This window comes from Pseudomonas sp. NFACC04-2 (assembly GCF_900119265.1).
Lineage (GTDB): Bacteria > Pseudomonadota > Gammaproteobacteria > Pseudomonadales > Pseudomonadaceae > Aquipseudomonas > Aquipseudomonas fluorescens_AA.
The window spans coordinates 1-15236 of sequence record NZ_FPJC01000033.1 but is presented as its reverse complement, the minus strand read 5'-3'; the positions used below and the strand labels follow the sequence as shown (position 1 = coordinate 15236).

The 15236-nt window shown below is 61.9% G+C and carries 14 protein-coding genes and 1 pseudogene; 8 read left to right on the top strand and 7 right to left on the bottom strand.

The genetic code is table 11. The annotated features are described in order from the left end of the window. Positions 1–115: 115 nt before the first annotated feature. From BT125_RS26825 to BT125_RS26785, 8 genes are all read left to right on the top strand, one after another. A complete protein-coding gene (locus BT125_RS26825; protein ID WP_072412016.1) occupies positions 116–1606 on the top strand; it encodes an L-piperidine-6-carboxylate dehydrogenase in 1491 nt (496 codons plus the stop codon). Positions 1607–1762: 156 nt separating this feature from the next. Next, entirely contained in the window at positions 1763–3046 is a 1284-nt protein-coding gene (locus BT125_RS26820; protein ID WP_072412014.1) for an L-pipecolate oxidase, read from the top strand. Positions 3047–3416: 370 nt separating this feature from the next. Then, positions 3417–4553 (top strand): branched-chain amino acid ABC transporter substrate-binding protein, encoded by a 1137-nt coding sequence (locus BT125_RS26815; protein WP_053177902.1) that lies wholly within the window; start codon positions 3417–3419, stop codon positions 4551–4553. Between the two features lie 164 nt (positions 4554–4717). Beyond that, positions 4718–5632, top strand: a complete 915-nt coding sequence (locus BT125_RS26810; protein WP_072412007.1) for an ABC transporter permease subunit — start codon at positions 4718–4720, stop codon at positions 5630–5632. Between the two features lie 2 nt (positions 5633–5634). Then, the gene (gene livM, locus BT125_RS26805; protein WP_072412004.1) at positions 5635–6915 is read left to right on the top strand and encodes a high-affinity branched-chain amino acid ABC transporter permease LivM; all 1281 of its coding nucleotides are present in this window, start codon (positions 5635–5637) and stop codon (positions 6913–6915) included. Continuing rightward, positions 6912–7784: an ABC transporter ATP-binding protein gene (locus BT125_RS26800; protein WP_063323162.1), complete on the top strand. Its 873-nt coding sequence runs from the start codon at positions 6912–6914 to the stop codon at positions 7782–7784. Before livM ends, BT125_RS26800 begins: the two co-directional genes overlap by 4 nt. After that, the gene (locus BT125_RS26795) at positions 7781–8497 is read left to right on the top strand and encodes an ABC transporter ATP-binding protein (RefSeq protein WP_018606262.1); all 717 of its coding nucleotides are present in this window, start codon (positions 7781–7783) and stop codon (positions 8495–8497) included. Before BT125_RS26800 ends, BT125_RS26795 begins: the two co-directional genes overlap by 4 nt. An 849-nt stretch (positions 8498–9346) precedes the next feature. Beyond that, positions 9347–10111 carry an SDR family oxidoreductase gene (locus tag BT125_RS26785; protein WP_072412002.1) on the top strand — a complete coding sequence of 255 codons (765 nt, stop codon included), beginning with the start codon at positions 9347–9349 and terminating at the stop codon, positions 10109–10111. A gap of 129 nt (positions 10112–10240) precedes the next feature. Here BT125_RS26785 and BT125_RS26780 read toward each other — a convergent pair whose 3' ends face one another. The 7 genes and pseudogenes from BT125_RS26780 to BT125_RS26750 all read right to left on the bottom strand — a co-directional run. Further along, a complete protein-coding gene (locus BT125_RS26780) occupies positions 10241–11374 on the bottom strand; it encodes an AGE family epimerase/isomerase (protein ID WP_072412000.1) in 1134 nt (377 codons plus the stop codon). A 187-nt stretch (positions 11375–11561) separates the two neighbouring features. Next, positions 11562–12134: a HupE/UreJ family protein gene (locus BT125_RS26775; RefSeq protein ID WP_072411998.1), complete on the bottom strand. Its 573-nt coding sequence runs from the start codon at positions 12132–12134 to the stop codon at positions 11562–11564. Between the two features lie 30 nt (positions 12135–12164). After that, the gene (ureG, locus tag BT125_RS26770) at positions 12165–12779 is read right to left on the bottom strand and encodes an urease accessory protein UreG (RefSeq protein ID WP_060739393.1); all 615 of its coding nucleotides are present in this window, start codon (positions 12777–12779) and stop codon (positions 12165–12167) included. 9 nt (positions 12780–12788) lie between these two features. Beyond that, complete coding sequence (locus BT125_RS26765) at positions 12789–13463, bottom strand: urease accessory protein UreF (protein WP_072411996.1); 675 nt, start codon at positions 13461–13463, stop codon at positions 12789–12791. After that, positions 13460–13960, bottom strand: coding sequence for an urease accessory protein UreE (gene ureE, locus BT125_RS26760; RefSeq protein WP_072411994.1), 501 nt, complete (start codon positions 13958–13960; stop codon positions 13460–13462). Before ureE ends, BT125_RS26765 begins: the two co-directional genes overlap by 4 nt. Before the next feature lie 212 nt (positions 13961–14172). Further along, on the bottom strand, positions 14173–14805 hold the full coding sequence (locus BT125_RS26755; protein ID WP_060739390.1) for a TetR family transcriptional regulator: 633 nt from the start codon (positions 14803–14805) through the stop codon (positions 14173–14175). 158 nt (positions 14806–14963) lie between these two features. Beyond that, positions 14964–15236, bottom strand: a pseudogene (locus BT125_RS26750) (hypothetical protein); the annotation flags it as partial.

The following is a 15236-nucleotide window of genomic DNA, read 5'->3' as shown; positions in this document are numbered from 1 at the left end:
ATCTCGCTTAATGGTCGTTTGTTGGCAAGACTCGGGCCGGCTAAAACTAGAGGCCTGATCGGACGGTGATTGTCCGTCCGCCAATCTCTTATCGCTCGTTTAGAGGAGTTACCCCATGGTTGCTGCATTGCTTGATCGTCTGGGCGTCAATCCGGCCTTGTACCAAGGCGGCACACAGCCGGTGCATTCGCCTATCGATGGCAGCCGCATCGGCGCCGTGAACTGGGAAGGCGCCGCTGAAGTCGAGCAGCAGGTCAGCCGTGCCGAGCACGCCTTCGACCTGTGGCGCCAGGTACCGGCCCCGCGTCGCGGCGAGCTGGTGCGTCAATTCGGCGACCTGTTGCGTGAATACAAGGCCGACCTCGGCGAGCTGGTGTCGTGGGAAGCCGGCAAGATCACCCAGGAAGGTCTGGGTGAAGTGCAAGAGATGATCGACATCTGCGACTTCGCCGTCGGCCTGTCCCGCCAGTTGTACGGCCTGACCATCGCCTCCGAGCGTCCGGGCCACCACATGCGTGAATCCTGGCATCCGCTGGGCGTGGTCGGGGTGATCAGTGCCTTCAACTTCCCCGTCGCGGTCTGGGCCTGGAACACCACGCTGGCCCTGGTCTGCGGCAACTCGGTGATCTGGAAACCCTCGGAAAAGACCCCTCTCACCGCCCTGGCGTGCCAGGCGCTGTTCGAACGCGTGCTGAAGAACTTCAGCGACGCACCACCGTACCTGAGCCAGGTGATCATCGGCGGTCGTGATGCCGGTGAGGCCCTGGTGGATGATCCGCGCGTGGCCTTGATCAGCGCCACCGGCAGCACTCGCATGGGCCGTGAAGTGGCGCCGAAAGTCGCCGCGCGTTTTGCCCGCAGCATTCTCGAGCTGGGCGGTAACAACGCCATGATCCTGGCGCCGAGCGCCGACCTGGACATGGCGGTGCGCGCTATCCTGTTCAGCGCCGTCGGCACCGCCGGCCAGCGTTGCACCACCCTGCGCCGGCTGATCGCCCACGAGTCGGTGAAGGAAGAGATCGTCACCCGCCTCAAGGCCGCCTACTCGAAAGTACGCATCGGTCATCCGCTGGAAGGCAACCTGGTCGGGCCACTGATCGACAAGCACAGCTTCGACGGCATGCAGGACGCGCTGGAGCAGGCCCTGAGCGAAGGCGGGCGCGTGTTTGGTGGCAAGCGCCAGCTCGAAGACCAGTTCCCGAATGCCTATTACGTCTCGCCGGCCATTGTCGAGATGCCCGAGCAGAGTGATGTGGTACGCCACGAAACCTTCGCGCCGATCCTGTACGTGGTCGGCTACAAGGACTTCGCCGAAGCCTTGCACCTGAACAATGCCGTGCCCCAGGGCCTGTCGTCCTGCATCTTCACCACCGACGTGCGTGAAGCCGAGCAGTTCATGTCGGCCGTGGGCAGCGACTGCGGCATCGCCAACGTCAACATTGGCCCGAGCGGCGCGGAAATCGGCGGCGCATTCGGTGGCGAAAAAGAAACCGGCGGCGGTCGCGAATCCGGTTCCGATGCGTGGCGCGGCTACATGCGTCGCCAGACCAACACCGTGAACTACTCGTTGGAGTTGCCGTTGGCCCAAGGGATTACCTTCGACTGAGGCTTGAGCCAAGCAGTGATCCCAGGTGGGAGCGGGCTTGCTCGCGAAGGCGGTGTATCAGTCGACATCAATGTTGGATGACCGTCCGCTTTCGCGAGCAAGCCCGCTCCCACCATTGAATGTGTGGTGGTTGGGTTTCTTTTTCGGAGTCTGGCAATGCCGTTACGCGAAGAATGTCTGTGGGAAAAACTGACGCCGCAAAGGCCTGAAAACAATGCCCTCACCGGCGAAATCTCGGTCGATGTCTGTGTAATCGGCGCAGGGTTCACCGGGCTGTCGGCGGCGGTGCACTTGCTCGAACAAGGCAAGCGCGTGGCCGTGTTGGAAGCCCATCGGGCCGGGCATGGCGGATCGGGGCGTAACGTCGGTCTGGTGAACGCCGGGCTGTGGATCCCGCCGGATGACATTGAGGCCGGATTCGGCGAGGCGGTGGGCAGCCAGCTCAACCGCATGTTGGGAGCCGCGCCGGCCCTGGTGTTCAGCCTCATCGATAAATACAACATCGATTGCCAGTTGCGCCGCGAAGGCACCTTGCACATGGCTCATAACGCCCGAGGTGAGGCCGACCTGCGCAGTCGCGAAGCGCAATGGAAGCGCCGTGGCGCCCCGGTGGAATTGCTCACCGGCCAGGCCTGTGCCGAGGCGACAGGCACCTCGAAAATCGCCGCCGCATTGCTCGACCGCCGCGCCGGCACGCTCAATCCGATGGCCTACACCAGCGGGCTGGCCAAGGCCGCCACGGACCTTGGTGGCCAGTTGTTCGACCATTCGCCGGTGACGCGCCTGGAACGTCAAGGCCAGCGCTGGTCAGTGCAGACCGCCCAGGGTTCGGTACTGGCCGAGCAGGTGGTGATTGCCTCCAATGCCTATACCGAGGGTGACTGGACCGAGCTGCGGCGCAATTTTTTCCCAGGTTATTACTATCAGGTCGCTTCCGTCCCGCTGGCCGACGAGGCCGCCCAACGCATTCTGCCGGGCGGGCAGGGCTCGTGGGATACCCGCCAGGTGCTGAGCAGCATCCGCCGGGACAAGGACGGTCGTTTGCTGCTGGGCAGCCTGGGCAACGGCAACCGCAAGCCGACCTGGTTCCTCAAGGCCTGGGCCGACCGGGTGCAGCAACACTACTTTCCTTATCTCAAGCCGGTGGAGTGGGAGTGCACCTGGACCGGTTGCATCGCCTTCACCCCCGATCACTTGATGCGCCTGTTCGAACCCGCTCCCGGGCTGGTGGCCGTGACTGGCTACAACGGCCGGGGCGTGACCACCGGTACGGTGGTCGGCAAGGCGTTCGCCGATTACCTGTGTCACGGCAATGCCCAGGCCCTGCCGATTCCGTTCGCCCCCATGCAGCCGCTGGCGGGGGTGGGATTGCGCAGTTGCCTGTATGAAGCTGGCTTTTCGCTGTATCACGCGGGCCAGTGCCTGCGGATTGTCATTTGAGTGTTGAAAATTGTTGCCGGCAGCCGCGTTTTCCGGCGTAGCGTCTAGCCTGTTATGGTGCGGGTTGTAGCAGTCGCGCACCGACAGTGTGCAGTTCGGTGACGTGGGTTGTTACACAGTGGTTGCACGCCGTTTCGCGCGATGGTTGCAATGATGGCTCACGGAGGGTTTTACCCGTTTGAATAAAAGGTTGCACCTTGTGCGGTTTAGACGGTTGCACGCCCCATGAAAAAGGGCCCGAAACAGTCGAAATAACAATAAAGCAGCGACTTTTTTCAGAATAAAAAACCGATGGCACGGCCCTTGCTCTGAGCTTTTCAGTGAAATGAAGTCGCAGTGCCAACTAAAAAAAACCTTGGAGCACCACCTCATGTCCCAGACGTTTTACAAGAAAGGTTTCCTGGCCCTCGCAGTGGCAGCTGCGCTGGGTGTTTCTGCGTTTGCCCAAGCTGATGTGAAATTTGGTGTGGCGGGGCCGATGACCGGCGCCAACGCCGCATTCGGCGAGCAGTACATGAAGGGTGCCCAGGCGGCAGCCGATGCCATCAACAAGGCTGGCGGCGTCAACGGCGAGAAAATCGTACTGGTCGCGGGTGACGACGCCTGCGAACCCAAGCAGGCCGTGGCGGTGGCCAACCGCTTGGTCGATCAGGACAAGGTGATCGGCGTGGTCGGGCACTTCTGCTCGTCCAATACCATCCCGGCCTCCGAGGTCTACGACGAAGCCGGCATCATCGCTATCACCCCGGGCTCCACCAACCCACAGGTCACCGAGCGCGGCCTGAGCGCAATGTTCCGCATGTGCGGTCGTGACGACCAGCAGGGCATCGTGGCAGGTGACTACATCGTCGACGTGCTCAAGGGCAAGAAAGTGGCTGTGCTGCACGACAAGGACACCTACGGCCAAGGCTTGGCGGATGCCACCAAGGCACAGCTGGCCAAGCGTGGCGTGAAGGAAGTGTTGTACGAAGGCCTGACCCGCGGCGAGAAAGACTTCAGCGCCGTGGTCACCAAGATCCGTTCGGCCGGTGCCGACGTGGTCTATTTCGGTGGCCTGCACCCGGAAGCCGGCCCGCTGGTTCGCCAGCTGCGTGAGCAAGGTCTCAAGGATGTGAAGTTCATGTCCGACGATGGCATCGTCACCGACGAACTGGTCACCACCGCCGGCGGCGCGCAATACGTCGATGGTGTGTACATGACCTTCGGCGCCGACCCGCGCCTGCTCCCAGACAGCAAGGCCGTGGTTGAAGAGTTCCGCAAGAATGGTACCGAGCCTGAAGGCTACACCCTGTACGCCTACGCTTCGGTCCAGGCCCTGGCCGCCGGTTTCAATGGCGCCAAGTCCAATAAAGGCGAAGACGCGGCCAAGTGGCTCAAGGCCAACCCCGTCCAGACTGTGATGGGCAAGAAGGAATGGGACACCAAGGGCGACTTGAAAGTCTCCGACTACGTGGTCTACCAGTGGGACAAGGACGGCAAATACCACCAGCTGGAAAAACAGAAGTAAGGGCTGACGCGACCGTCAACGCCGCCTTTGGGAACCGGGCAAGCCCCGGTTTCCAAAGGGCGCACGCTGGTCGTGCCTGACATTGCTCCGACGTTAATCTGTATTTTCCTTAGAAGAGCCGCGCACCCAAAGGTGTGCAGGTTCTCACTGCGTGAGATTGCGTTATGGATGGTATTTTCCTGCAGCAACTGATCAATGGCCTGACCCTCGGGTCGGTCTATGGTCTGATCGCCATCGGCTACACAATGGTCTACGGCATCATCGGCATGATCAACTTCGCCCACGGCGAGGTTTACATGATTTCCGCTTACCTCGCGGCAATCAGTCTGGCTCTGCTGGCTTACTTCGGTATCGAATCCTTTCCACTCATGATCCTTGGCACGCTCGTGTTCACGGTGGTGGTCACCGGGGTCTACGGTTGGGTCATCGAACGCGTCGCCTATAAACCCCTGCGCAACTCGACCCGGCTCGCACCGCTGATCAGTGCCATCGGTATTTCGCTGATCCTGCAGAACTACGCACAGATCAGCCAGGGTGCCCGTCAACAGGGTGTCCCGACGCTGCTCGAAGGTGCCATGCGCCTCGACATCGGCAGCGGTTTCGTCCAGCTCACCTACACCAAGATCTTCATCCTGATCGCCGCATTCGCCGGGATGGCGTTGCTGACCTACATCATCAAGTACACCAAGCTCGGACGCATGTGCCGCGCCACCCAGCAAGACCGCAAGATGGCCTCGATCCTGGGGATCAACACCGACCGGGTGATTTCCTACGTATTCATCATCGGTGCGGCCATGGCGGCCCTGGCCGGCGTGCTGATCACCATGAACTACGGCACATTCGACTTCTATGCCGGCTTCATCATCGGCATCAAGGCGTTCACCGCGGCGGTACTCGGCGGCATCGGTTCCCTGCCTGGGGCCATGCTCGGCGGGATCATCCTCGGGATTTCCGAGTCGCTGTTCTCCGGTCTGATCAACTCCGACTACAAAGACGTGTTCAGTTTCTCGCTGCTGGTGCTGATTCTGATTTTCCGTCCCCAAGGCCTGTTGGGTCGCCCACTCGTGGCGAAGGTATAAGTATGTCTGCTGCCAATAAACCGCTTGATATCAAACAGAGCGTCATCGACGCGATCCTGGCTGGCCTGATCTCGCTGATCGTGTTCGGGCCCATTGTCGGCGTGGTGCTCGACGGCTACAGCTTCAACCTGCAACCGGCCCGTGTCGGCTGGCTGGTGGCGATCGTGATGGTCGGGCGCTTTGTCTTGAGCCTGTTCCTGCAAACCCCCAAGGGACTGAAGATTCTCCAGGGTTTCGAAAGCACCGGCTCCGGCGTGCACGTGCTGCCGCCGGACTACAAATCGCGGCTGCGCTGGATCATCCCGGCGCTGATCGTGATTGCCATCGTGTTTCCGTTCTTCGCCAACAAGTACGTGCTCACGGTGGTCATTCTCGGGCTGATCTACGTGCTGTTGGGCCTGGGCCTGAACATCGTGGTCGGCCTGGCGGGGCTGCTCGACCTGGGTTACGTGGCGTTCTACGCCATCGGCGCCTATGGCCTGGCGCTGGGCTACCAGTACCTGGGGCTGGGCTTCTGGACGGTGTTGCCGCTGGCAGCCATCGCGGCGGCGATGGCGGGGTGCATATTGGGATTCCCGGTGTTGCGAATGCACGGTGACTACCTGGCCATCGTAACCCTGGGCTTTGGCGAGATCATTCGCCTAGTGCTCAACAATTGGCTGTCGTTCACCGGTGGGCCCAATGGCATGCCGGTGCCTTCACCGACTTTCCTGGGCCTGGAATTCGGCAGGCGGGCGAAGGATGGCGGGGTGCCGTTCCATGAGTTCTTCGGCATCGACTACAACCCCAACATCAAATTCCTGTTCATCTACATCGTGTTGTTCATCACGGTACTGCTGGTGCTCTATGTCAAGCATCGCCTGACCCGCATGCCGGTCGGCCGTGCCTGGGAAGCCCTGCGCGAGGATGAAATCGCCTGCCGTTCCATGGGCCTGAACCATGTGCTGGTCAAGCTCTCGGCGTTCACTATCGGTGCGTCCACGGCTGGCCTGGCCGGGGTGTTCTTTGCCAGTTACCAAGGCTTCGTCAACCCGTCGTCGTTCACCTTCTTCGAATCGGCGCTGATCCTGGCGATCGTCGTACTCGGCGGCATGGGCTCGACGGTGGGCGTGGTGATCGCGGCATTCGTGCTCACCGTGGCGCCGGAGCTGCTGCGCAGCTTCTCTGAATACCGGGTGTTGTTGTTCGGCGTACTGATGGTGTTGATGATGATCTGGCGTCCTCGCGGCCTGATCCGTATCAGCCGTACCGGCGTGACGCCGCGCAAGGGGGTAGCACCATGAGCGAAGTCGTACTCAAAGTCGAAAACCTGATGATGCAGTTCGGTGGCATCAAGGCCCTCAGCGATGTCAGCCTGCAAGTCAAACGCAACTCGATCTTTGCCCTGATCGGTCCCAATGGCGCGGGCAAGACCACGGTGTTCAACTGCCTGACCGGTTTCTACAAGGCCTCGGGCGGCAAGATCGAGCTCAACGTGCGTGGCGAGCAAACCAACGTCATCAAGCTGTTGGGCGAAGCGTTTCGCCCAACGGACTTCGTGTCGCCGAAGTCCTTCGCCAGCCGGCTGTACTACAAGATGTTCGGTGGTACCCACCTGGTGAACCGCGCCGGTTTGGCACGCACCTTCCAGAACATTCGCCTGTTCAAGGAAATGTCGGTGCTGGAAAACCTGCTGGTGGCCCAGCACATGTGGGTCAACCGCAGCATGGTGGCGGGCATCCTCAACACCAAGGGCTATCGCAAGGCCGAAAGCGACGCCCTGGACCATGCGTTCTATTGGCTGGAAGTGGTGGACCTGGTGGACTGCGCCAACCGTCTGGCGGGCGAGCTTTCCTACGGTCAGCAACGGCGCCTGGAAATCGCCCGGGCCATGTGCACGCGCCCGCAGATCATCTGCCTCGACGAACCGGCCGCCGGCCTCAACCCTCAGGAAACCGAAGCGCTGAGCGCGATGATCCGGCTGCTGCGCGACGAGCATGATCTGACCGTGGTGCTGATCGAACACGACATGGGCATGGTAATGAGCATTTCCGATCACATCGTGGTGCTGGACCACGGCAACGTGATCGCCGAGGGCGGTCCCGAGGCGATTCGCAACGATCCGAAGGTGATCGCGGCCTACCTGGGTGCCGATGAAGAGGAACTGGTATGAGTGGACCTATCCTCGAACTCAAGGAATTGGACGTGTTCTACGGGCCGATCCAGGCCCTGAAAAAAGTCTCAATGCATATTGGCGAAGGTGAAACCGTGAGCCTGATCGGCTCCAACGGTGCCGGCAAGTCCACGCTGCTGATGTCCATCTTCGGCCAGCCCCGTGCGGCGGGCGGGCAGATCATCTACCAGGGCGTGGACATCACCCACAAGTCGTCGCACTACATTGCCTCCAACGGCATCGCGCAGTCGCCGGAAGGGCGACGGGTATTCCCGGACATGACCGTCGAGGAAAACCTGCTGATGGGCACCATTCCCATCGGTGACAAGTACGCCAGCGAAGACATGCAGCGCATGTTCGAGCTGTTTCCACGGCTCAAGGAGCGCCGCAACCAGCGGGCCATGACCATGTCCGGTGGCGAGCAGCAAATGCTCGCCATCGCCCGGGCATTGATGAGCCGGCCCAAGTTGTTGCTGCTCGATGAGCCGAGCCTGGGGCTGGCACCGATCGTGGTGAAACAGATCTTCGCCACCTTGCGTGAACTGGCGTCTACCGGGATGACCATCTTCCTGGTGGAACAGAACGCCAACCACGCCCTCAGGTTGTCGGACCGGGCCTATGTGATGGTCAACGGTGAAATTCGTCTGACTGGCACTGGCAAGGAATTGCTCGCCAACGAGGAAGTGCGCAACGCGTACCTGGGCGGGCATTGAGGCGGCAGCTGTAATGAAAAAAACCGGCGAGAGATCGCCGGTTTTTTTATCTCTTCAAACCACCACCCATTCCCTGTGGGAGCGGGCTTGCTCGCGAATGCGGTGTGCCAATCAACACGATGCCGGCTGATCCACCGCATTCGCGAGCAAGCCCGCTCCCACAAGGGACTTTGGTCGCTTGGGAGAATTGTGGACAACAATCCTGAGCCCCTGCGAAACCGCGACATAAAGTCGCCGCAAACAGTTGTTTTGTCACGGTTTTGACTTGTCCCCGTTTGCTGTGGAACTGGCTGTGGGTAACGTGGGAGTAGCTGGCTGCAAGCCTTTTAATACGTGGCTTTCAGGGCTGTGATCATTTTTTGATCAGGTATTTTTAGGCAAGCGCGAGCGGCTGTTGTCAACACTTTTATGAACGCGGGAATGAGCTCGAAAGATTGGGGGCAAGCCTGTGGATAAGTCTGTGACTAAACTCTGGAAAGACCGCGCTGAGGGCCGTCGTTACTGGCTTGGAGCCATCGCCCATTTCCCTGTGGCTTATAGCAGATAACTTGCGGTGCACAACCTCTCTTGCAGGGTCAAGCGAAAAAATTTTCCAAATACCCCGAAAAGCCTTATGCACAGCGGCTTGCGGGATTTTCACTTGCCCCCGATTACTGTGGACGTGCCTGTGGATAAGGTGCGCGCAACCGGCTGCGGGCCTTGTTGGGAAAGGCCTGGCGTGGATTGGTTGTTTTATGAGCAGTCGTGGCCAAAGCTCATGGGCAAGCCTTGCCCCTGGCGTGCCAGGCCGGGCATGCTGTGGGCCGATTTCCATTCAATGGCTTTTGCAGTTCAAACAAGGAGAACACGATGTCTGACACCCTGTTTATCACCGGCGCGACGTCCGGTTTTGGTGAAGCCTGTGCCCGTCGGTTTGCCGAGGCTGGTTGGAAACTGGTGCTGACCGGTCGTCGTGAAGAACGCCTCAATGCCCTTTGTGCCGAGTTGTCGAAGCAGACCGAAGTCCATGGCCTGGTCCTGGATGTGCGTGATCGCAAGGCCATGGAAGAGGCCATCGCCAACCTGCCGCCATCCTTCGCCAAGTTGCGCGGGCTGATCAACAATGCTGGCCTGGCCCTGGGCGTCGACCCTGCCCCCAAGTGCGACCTCGATGATTGGGACACCATGGTCGACACCAATGTCAAAGGGCTGATCTACAGCACGCGCCTGCTGTTGCCGCGTCTGATCGCCCACGGCCGTGGAGCCGGGATCGTCAACCTGGGTTCTATCGCCGGCAACTACCCGTATCCGGGCAGCCACGTGTATGGGGCGAGCAAGGCGTTCGTCAAACAGTTCTCCCTGAACCTGCGTTGCGACCTGCAAGGCACGGGCGTGCGGGTGAGCAACATCGAGCCGGGCCTGTGCGAGAGCGAGTTCTCCCTGGTGCGCTTCGGTGGCGATCAGGAGCGCTACAACGCGACTTATGCCGGCGCCGAGCCGATCCAGCCACAGGACATCGCCGATACGATTTTCTGGGTGCTCAACACACCGGCGCACATCAACATCAACAGCCTGGAGCTGATGCCGGTGAGCCAGACCTGGGCCGGGTTTGCCATCGAGCGCAACAAGGCGTAGCGGGAGAGCCTGTGGCGAGGGGATTTATCCCCGTTGGGGAGCATAGCTCCCCTAAGACCTGAGCCCACGATCTATCTTTTTAGGCTGCTGCGCAGCCCAGCGGGGATAAATCCCCTCGCCACAGAGGCGTTACGCCAGATAGTCGGCCAGCCCGCGATAGCAGGTCAGCAGGTGATACGGCGTGGTGGACGGCATGTCCCGACGGCTGACCATGCCATTGGCGTCCAGGCATTCGTTCCAGCCCCTGGTATGCAGGAAGTGTTGCTGCAAGGCCTGCAATTGGTGCAGCAAAGCCGCCTGATTCCCCGGGCGTAGCGTGAGTGCCCGCAGGTACTCGGCCTGGGCCCAGATGCGTTGGGTTGCATCGCGCGCGACCGCGTGTGGCACCAGGCCCAGCATGGCGCACACTGCGCCGGATTGCGGGTTCACGCCTTGCTGCTCGGTATAACCAAAGCTTTGCTCCAGGGCAGCGTGCAGCTTGCCGTTGCGCAACAGCGGCGATGAGGCCAGCAAGTAATACCATTCGAACTGGTGACCCGGCTCAAACCAGTTATCCACAGCCTTGAGCGGTTTTTCCATCATGACCCGTTGCTGCGGCTCGATGAAATGCTTGGACATCCCGTCGCACAAGCTCAGCAATGCTTGGCGGACGTTGGCGTCCTCGCGGACCGAGAGCGTGGCGAGGAAAGCTTCGGCCAGGTGCATCAAGGGGTTTTGCAACGGGCCGGAGCCGGTCGTTGACCAGTCGCGCTTGAGGCTGGCTTCGTAGAGGCCCTCCGCGCTGGCAAAGCGCTGGGCGATGACCTCCAGGCTGGCGTTGAGCACCGACTCCACCAGCGGTTCGCGGACCTTGTCCCAGTAATGGGCGCAGGCGAACAGGATAAAGGCGTGGGTGTAGAGGTCTTTGCCGGTGTCCAGCGGCGCGCCTTGGGGGTCGATGCTGTAGAACCAGCCGCCGTGTTCGGCATCGTGGAAGTGCCGTTGCAGCGAGCGGAACAAGGCACTGGCCCGTTCCTCGGACTCGGGGACTTCGCCAATCAGGCTGGCGAACACATACAACTGTCGCGCACAGGCCATGGCGCGGTAGCGCTGGGGCGCCAGCGGCGCATGTCCGGCATCCAGGGATTCATAGGGCAGCGCCAATTCGGCGTTCCAACCCGGGCCTTGCCACATTGGCACGATCACATCGTGAAAATGCCGACGCACTGTTGCGAACAGGGCGATCAATTCAGGCTGGGGGGCGGGGCGGGAAGCATCAGGCATCGGCGGAAGTCGTCACGGCTGGGGGAGGCGATTGCGCGACATGGTAGCAGAGTGGCAGGCCGTGGGAGATGGGGTGCCTGTCAGGCTGCCTTCGCGAGCAAGCCCGCTCCCACATTAGGTGCGGTGTACACCGATCAAATGTGGGAGCGGGCTTGCTCGCGAAGGGGGCTTTGAAGGCGCTAGAAAATCAACCCGCCAACAACCAAACCCCAGCCCCCGCCGAAGCCGCCCCGGCCAACCTGACCAATGGTGCCGCCGCTCGCGGCAACACCCGCACCAGCGCAAAACCTGCGCCGTGCAGCGCCGTCGTGGCCGCGACGAAGCCTGCCGCATAGGCCCACGGGCTCGACATGTCCGGCAGTTCCAAGCCATGGGCCACGCCATGGAACAGCGCAAACAGGGCGGTTGCACCGACCGCCAGGCTCAACGGCGGACGCACCGCCAGTGCCACCGCCAGGCCCAGGGCGAGCACCGAGGCGGCGATGCCGCTTTCCAGCGCCGGCAGCTCCAGACCTTCAAAGCCCAGCAGGCCGCCGAGCAGCATCGTACCGACGAAGGTACATGGCAGCGCCCAGCGCGCGGCGCCTTGTTGTTGCGCGGCCCACAAACCGACCGCCAGCATCGCCAGCAAATGGTCGAGCCCGCCGATGGGATGGCCGAGGCCGGCGATCAGGCCATTGTCGCCGTGGCCGGGGTGGGCGAAGGCCAGGGCCGGGGTCAGCAGCAGGGCGAGTGCGCCGAGAATGCGTTTGTACGTCATGGATAAGCTTCCTTGTTGTCAGTCGAAAAATCAGGCGGCGCTCAGCAGACCCTGGCGCTCGATGAAGGCGATGATGTCGTCCAGGCCTTGGCCGGTCTTCTGGTTGCTGAACACGAAAGGCTTGCCGTTGCGCATCCGTCGGGTGTCGCTGTCCATCATCTCCAGGGACGCGCCCACCAAAGGTGCCAGGTCGATTTTGTTGATGACCAGCAGGTCGGATTTGCAAATGCCCGGTCCGCCCTTGCGCGGCAGCTTGTCGCCGGCCGAGACGTCGATCACATAGATCGTCAGGTCCGACAGTTCCGGGCTGAAGGTCGCCGACAGGTTGTCGCCGCCCGATTCCACCAGGATCAGGTCCAGGCCCGGGAAGCGTCTATTCAACTGGTCCACCGCTTCAAGGTTGATCGACGCATCTTCGCGAATCGCGGTGTGCGGGCAGCCGCCGGTTTCCACGCCGATGATCCGCTCCGGCGCCAAGGCCTCGTTGCGCACCAGGAAGTCGGCGTCTTCGCGGGTGTAGATGTCATTGGTAACCACCGCCAGGTTGTAGCGTTCACGTAGAGCCAGGCACAGGGCCAAGGTCAGGGCGGTCTTGCCGGAGCCCACCGGACCGCCGATACCGACGCGCAGAGGTTGTGTATTCATGTGTGTCTCCTAGGAACGGAACAGACGGCTGTACTGGCGCTCATGGGCCATGCACGCCAGGGACAGGCCAAACGCGGCGCTGCCGTAATGATCGGGGTCAATGTTCGAGGCGTCGTGCTGGGCCTGTTGCAACAGCGGCAGCAGTTCGCTGGTCAGGCGCTGGGCCGCTTGCTGGCCCAGGGGCAGGGTTTTCATCAGCACCGCCAGTTGGTTTTCCAGCCAACTCCACAGCCAGGCGGCGAGGGCGTCCTGGGGGGCGATCTGCCAGGCGCGGGCGGCCAGGGCCCAGCCCAGCGCCAGATGCGGCTCGCTGCGCTGTTCGAGAAAGCCTCGCGCGGCGCGGTCGAGTTCCGGCAGGCCCGCGAGCAACTGCTGCAACGAGTAGCCCATCTGCCGGCTCTCCTGATACAGCTCGCGGGTTTCCCGGCTGGCGCGGTGTTCTTCGCAACGTCGCAGCAGCGCGTCCCAATCGTCAGCGGCGGCTGCGGTGCAGTGCGCCAGCAGCAAGGGCGCTTCGAAGCGTGCCAGGTTCAGCAGCAATTGATCGCTGATCCAGCGCCGCGCGTCGTCGGGGGTTTTCACCTGGCCATTGTCCACCGCCATCTCCAGCCCCTGGGAATAGCTGTAGCCGCCAATCGGCAGCTGCGGGCTGGCCAGACGCAGCAGCGCCCAGGCCGGGTTCATGTGCGCACGCCAAACTGATGCAGGCGCGGCGCGTAGTTGAAGTCTTCGTCGCCGTGCCGGGAATGATGATGGCCGCCGCCATAGGCACCGTGTTCTGGCTGGAACGGGGCTTCGATAGATTCGACGCTGGCGCCCAGCTGCTCGAGCATCGCCTTGAGCACGTAGTCGTCCAGCAGGCGCAGCCAGCCATCGCCCACTTGCAGGGCCACGTGGCGATTGCCCAGGTGATAGGCGGCGCGGGTCAGTTCGAAGGCGTTGGCGCAGGTGACGTGCAGCAATTGTTCGGCGCGGGCGCAGACGCGCACGATGCGCCCGTCTTCGGCCTGCAGGCATTCGCCGTCGTACAGCGGCGGCTGGCCTCGTTCCAGGAACAAACCCACGTCTTCACCTTCGGCACTGAAACAGCGCAGACGGCTTTTGCTGCGGGCGTCGAAGGTCAGGTGCAGCTCGGCGTCCCAGTGCGGTTGAGTGTCGATTCTGCGGTGGATCACCAGCATCGGAGTGTTTCCAGCAATGAACGGTGCGGTGTTTAGAGCAAGGGGCTTGCCAATCGAAGAAGGTGTAGGAAATAGCTGGGATGGCGTTTCAGGATGGGGCGAATTGCGTGTCATATTGGTGCGAGCTGGGGTGTCGCGCACCATTTTGCGGCTGGCGCAAAGAATCTGTGGAAGCGGGCTTGCTCGCTCCCACAAAGGAGGCGTGCCGACAGCTATTCGGTACTGCCCAACCCTTGCCAATGCTTGAGGCCAATGAAGATGAACCGCAGTTGCTGGGTAATCTTCGCCTGGGGCGTGAGGTGCTCGGGAAGGGCTTGGGCCGGTGGGTCGATGATGTCCGGCAGGGTGGCGAACACGCTCTTGACGATCAGGTCGGCCATCACGCCCAGGGCGGCCAGGTCCAGGTGCTGCAGCTTGGGCATCAAGGCCAGGTCGGCGGCCAGGTCCGAGCTGATGCCTTCGCGCAATTGGGCGATGGCCTGGCGCACCGGCAGGGACCCGCCGTATTGCTCGCGGGCCAGGAACAGGAATTGGGAACGGTTGGCTTGCACCACATCGAGAAAGATCCGCACCGACGCATCGATAATGCCGCCCATGACGAACTCGTTGTGACGTACCAGGCGGATGGTCTCGCGGAAGGTCTGGCCGACTTCGCTGACCAATGCCAGGCCCAGTTGGTCCATGTCCTCGAAGTGCCGGTAGAACCCGGTGGGCACGATGCCTGCCGTCCGGGCGACTTCCCGCAGGCTCAGGCTACCGAAGCCCCGGCCGCACTCCATCAAATGGCGGGCTGCGTCCATCAGGGCAATTCGGGTCTGTTGTTTCTGTTCGGCGCGGGGCAGCATCGCAAGGCTGACTTCTGATTCACGGGAGCGACGCACTCTAGCAAATCGGCTTTGCCGACGTCGAACGATAGAGGGGGGGGCGGGCGGGAAAGCGAGGGGGGTTGAAAAGTCAAAAGCCCGATTGCAGGAATCGGGCTTTTTTCTGGGCCACCATGGGCTCAGCTCACTGCGCTGTTGCGTTCGATCACACGATCACCACCGCCTTCGGCCACGGTATCGCCCATTTTAGTGCGAGAAGAACCGTCTTCGGCGAGGGTCTGGCCTGGGGTGCGGTCGGAACCGTCGGCTGCCAAGGTCTGGCCTGGGGTGCGGTCGGAACCGTCGGCTGCCAAGGTCTGGCCTGGGGTGCGGTCGGAACCGTCGGCTGCCAAGGTTTGGCCTGGGGTGCGGTCGGAACCGTCGGCTGCCAAGGTTTGGCCTGGGGTGCGGTC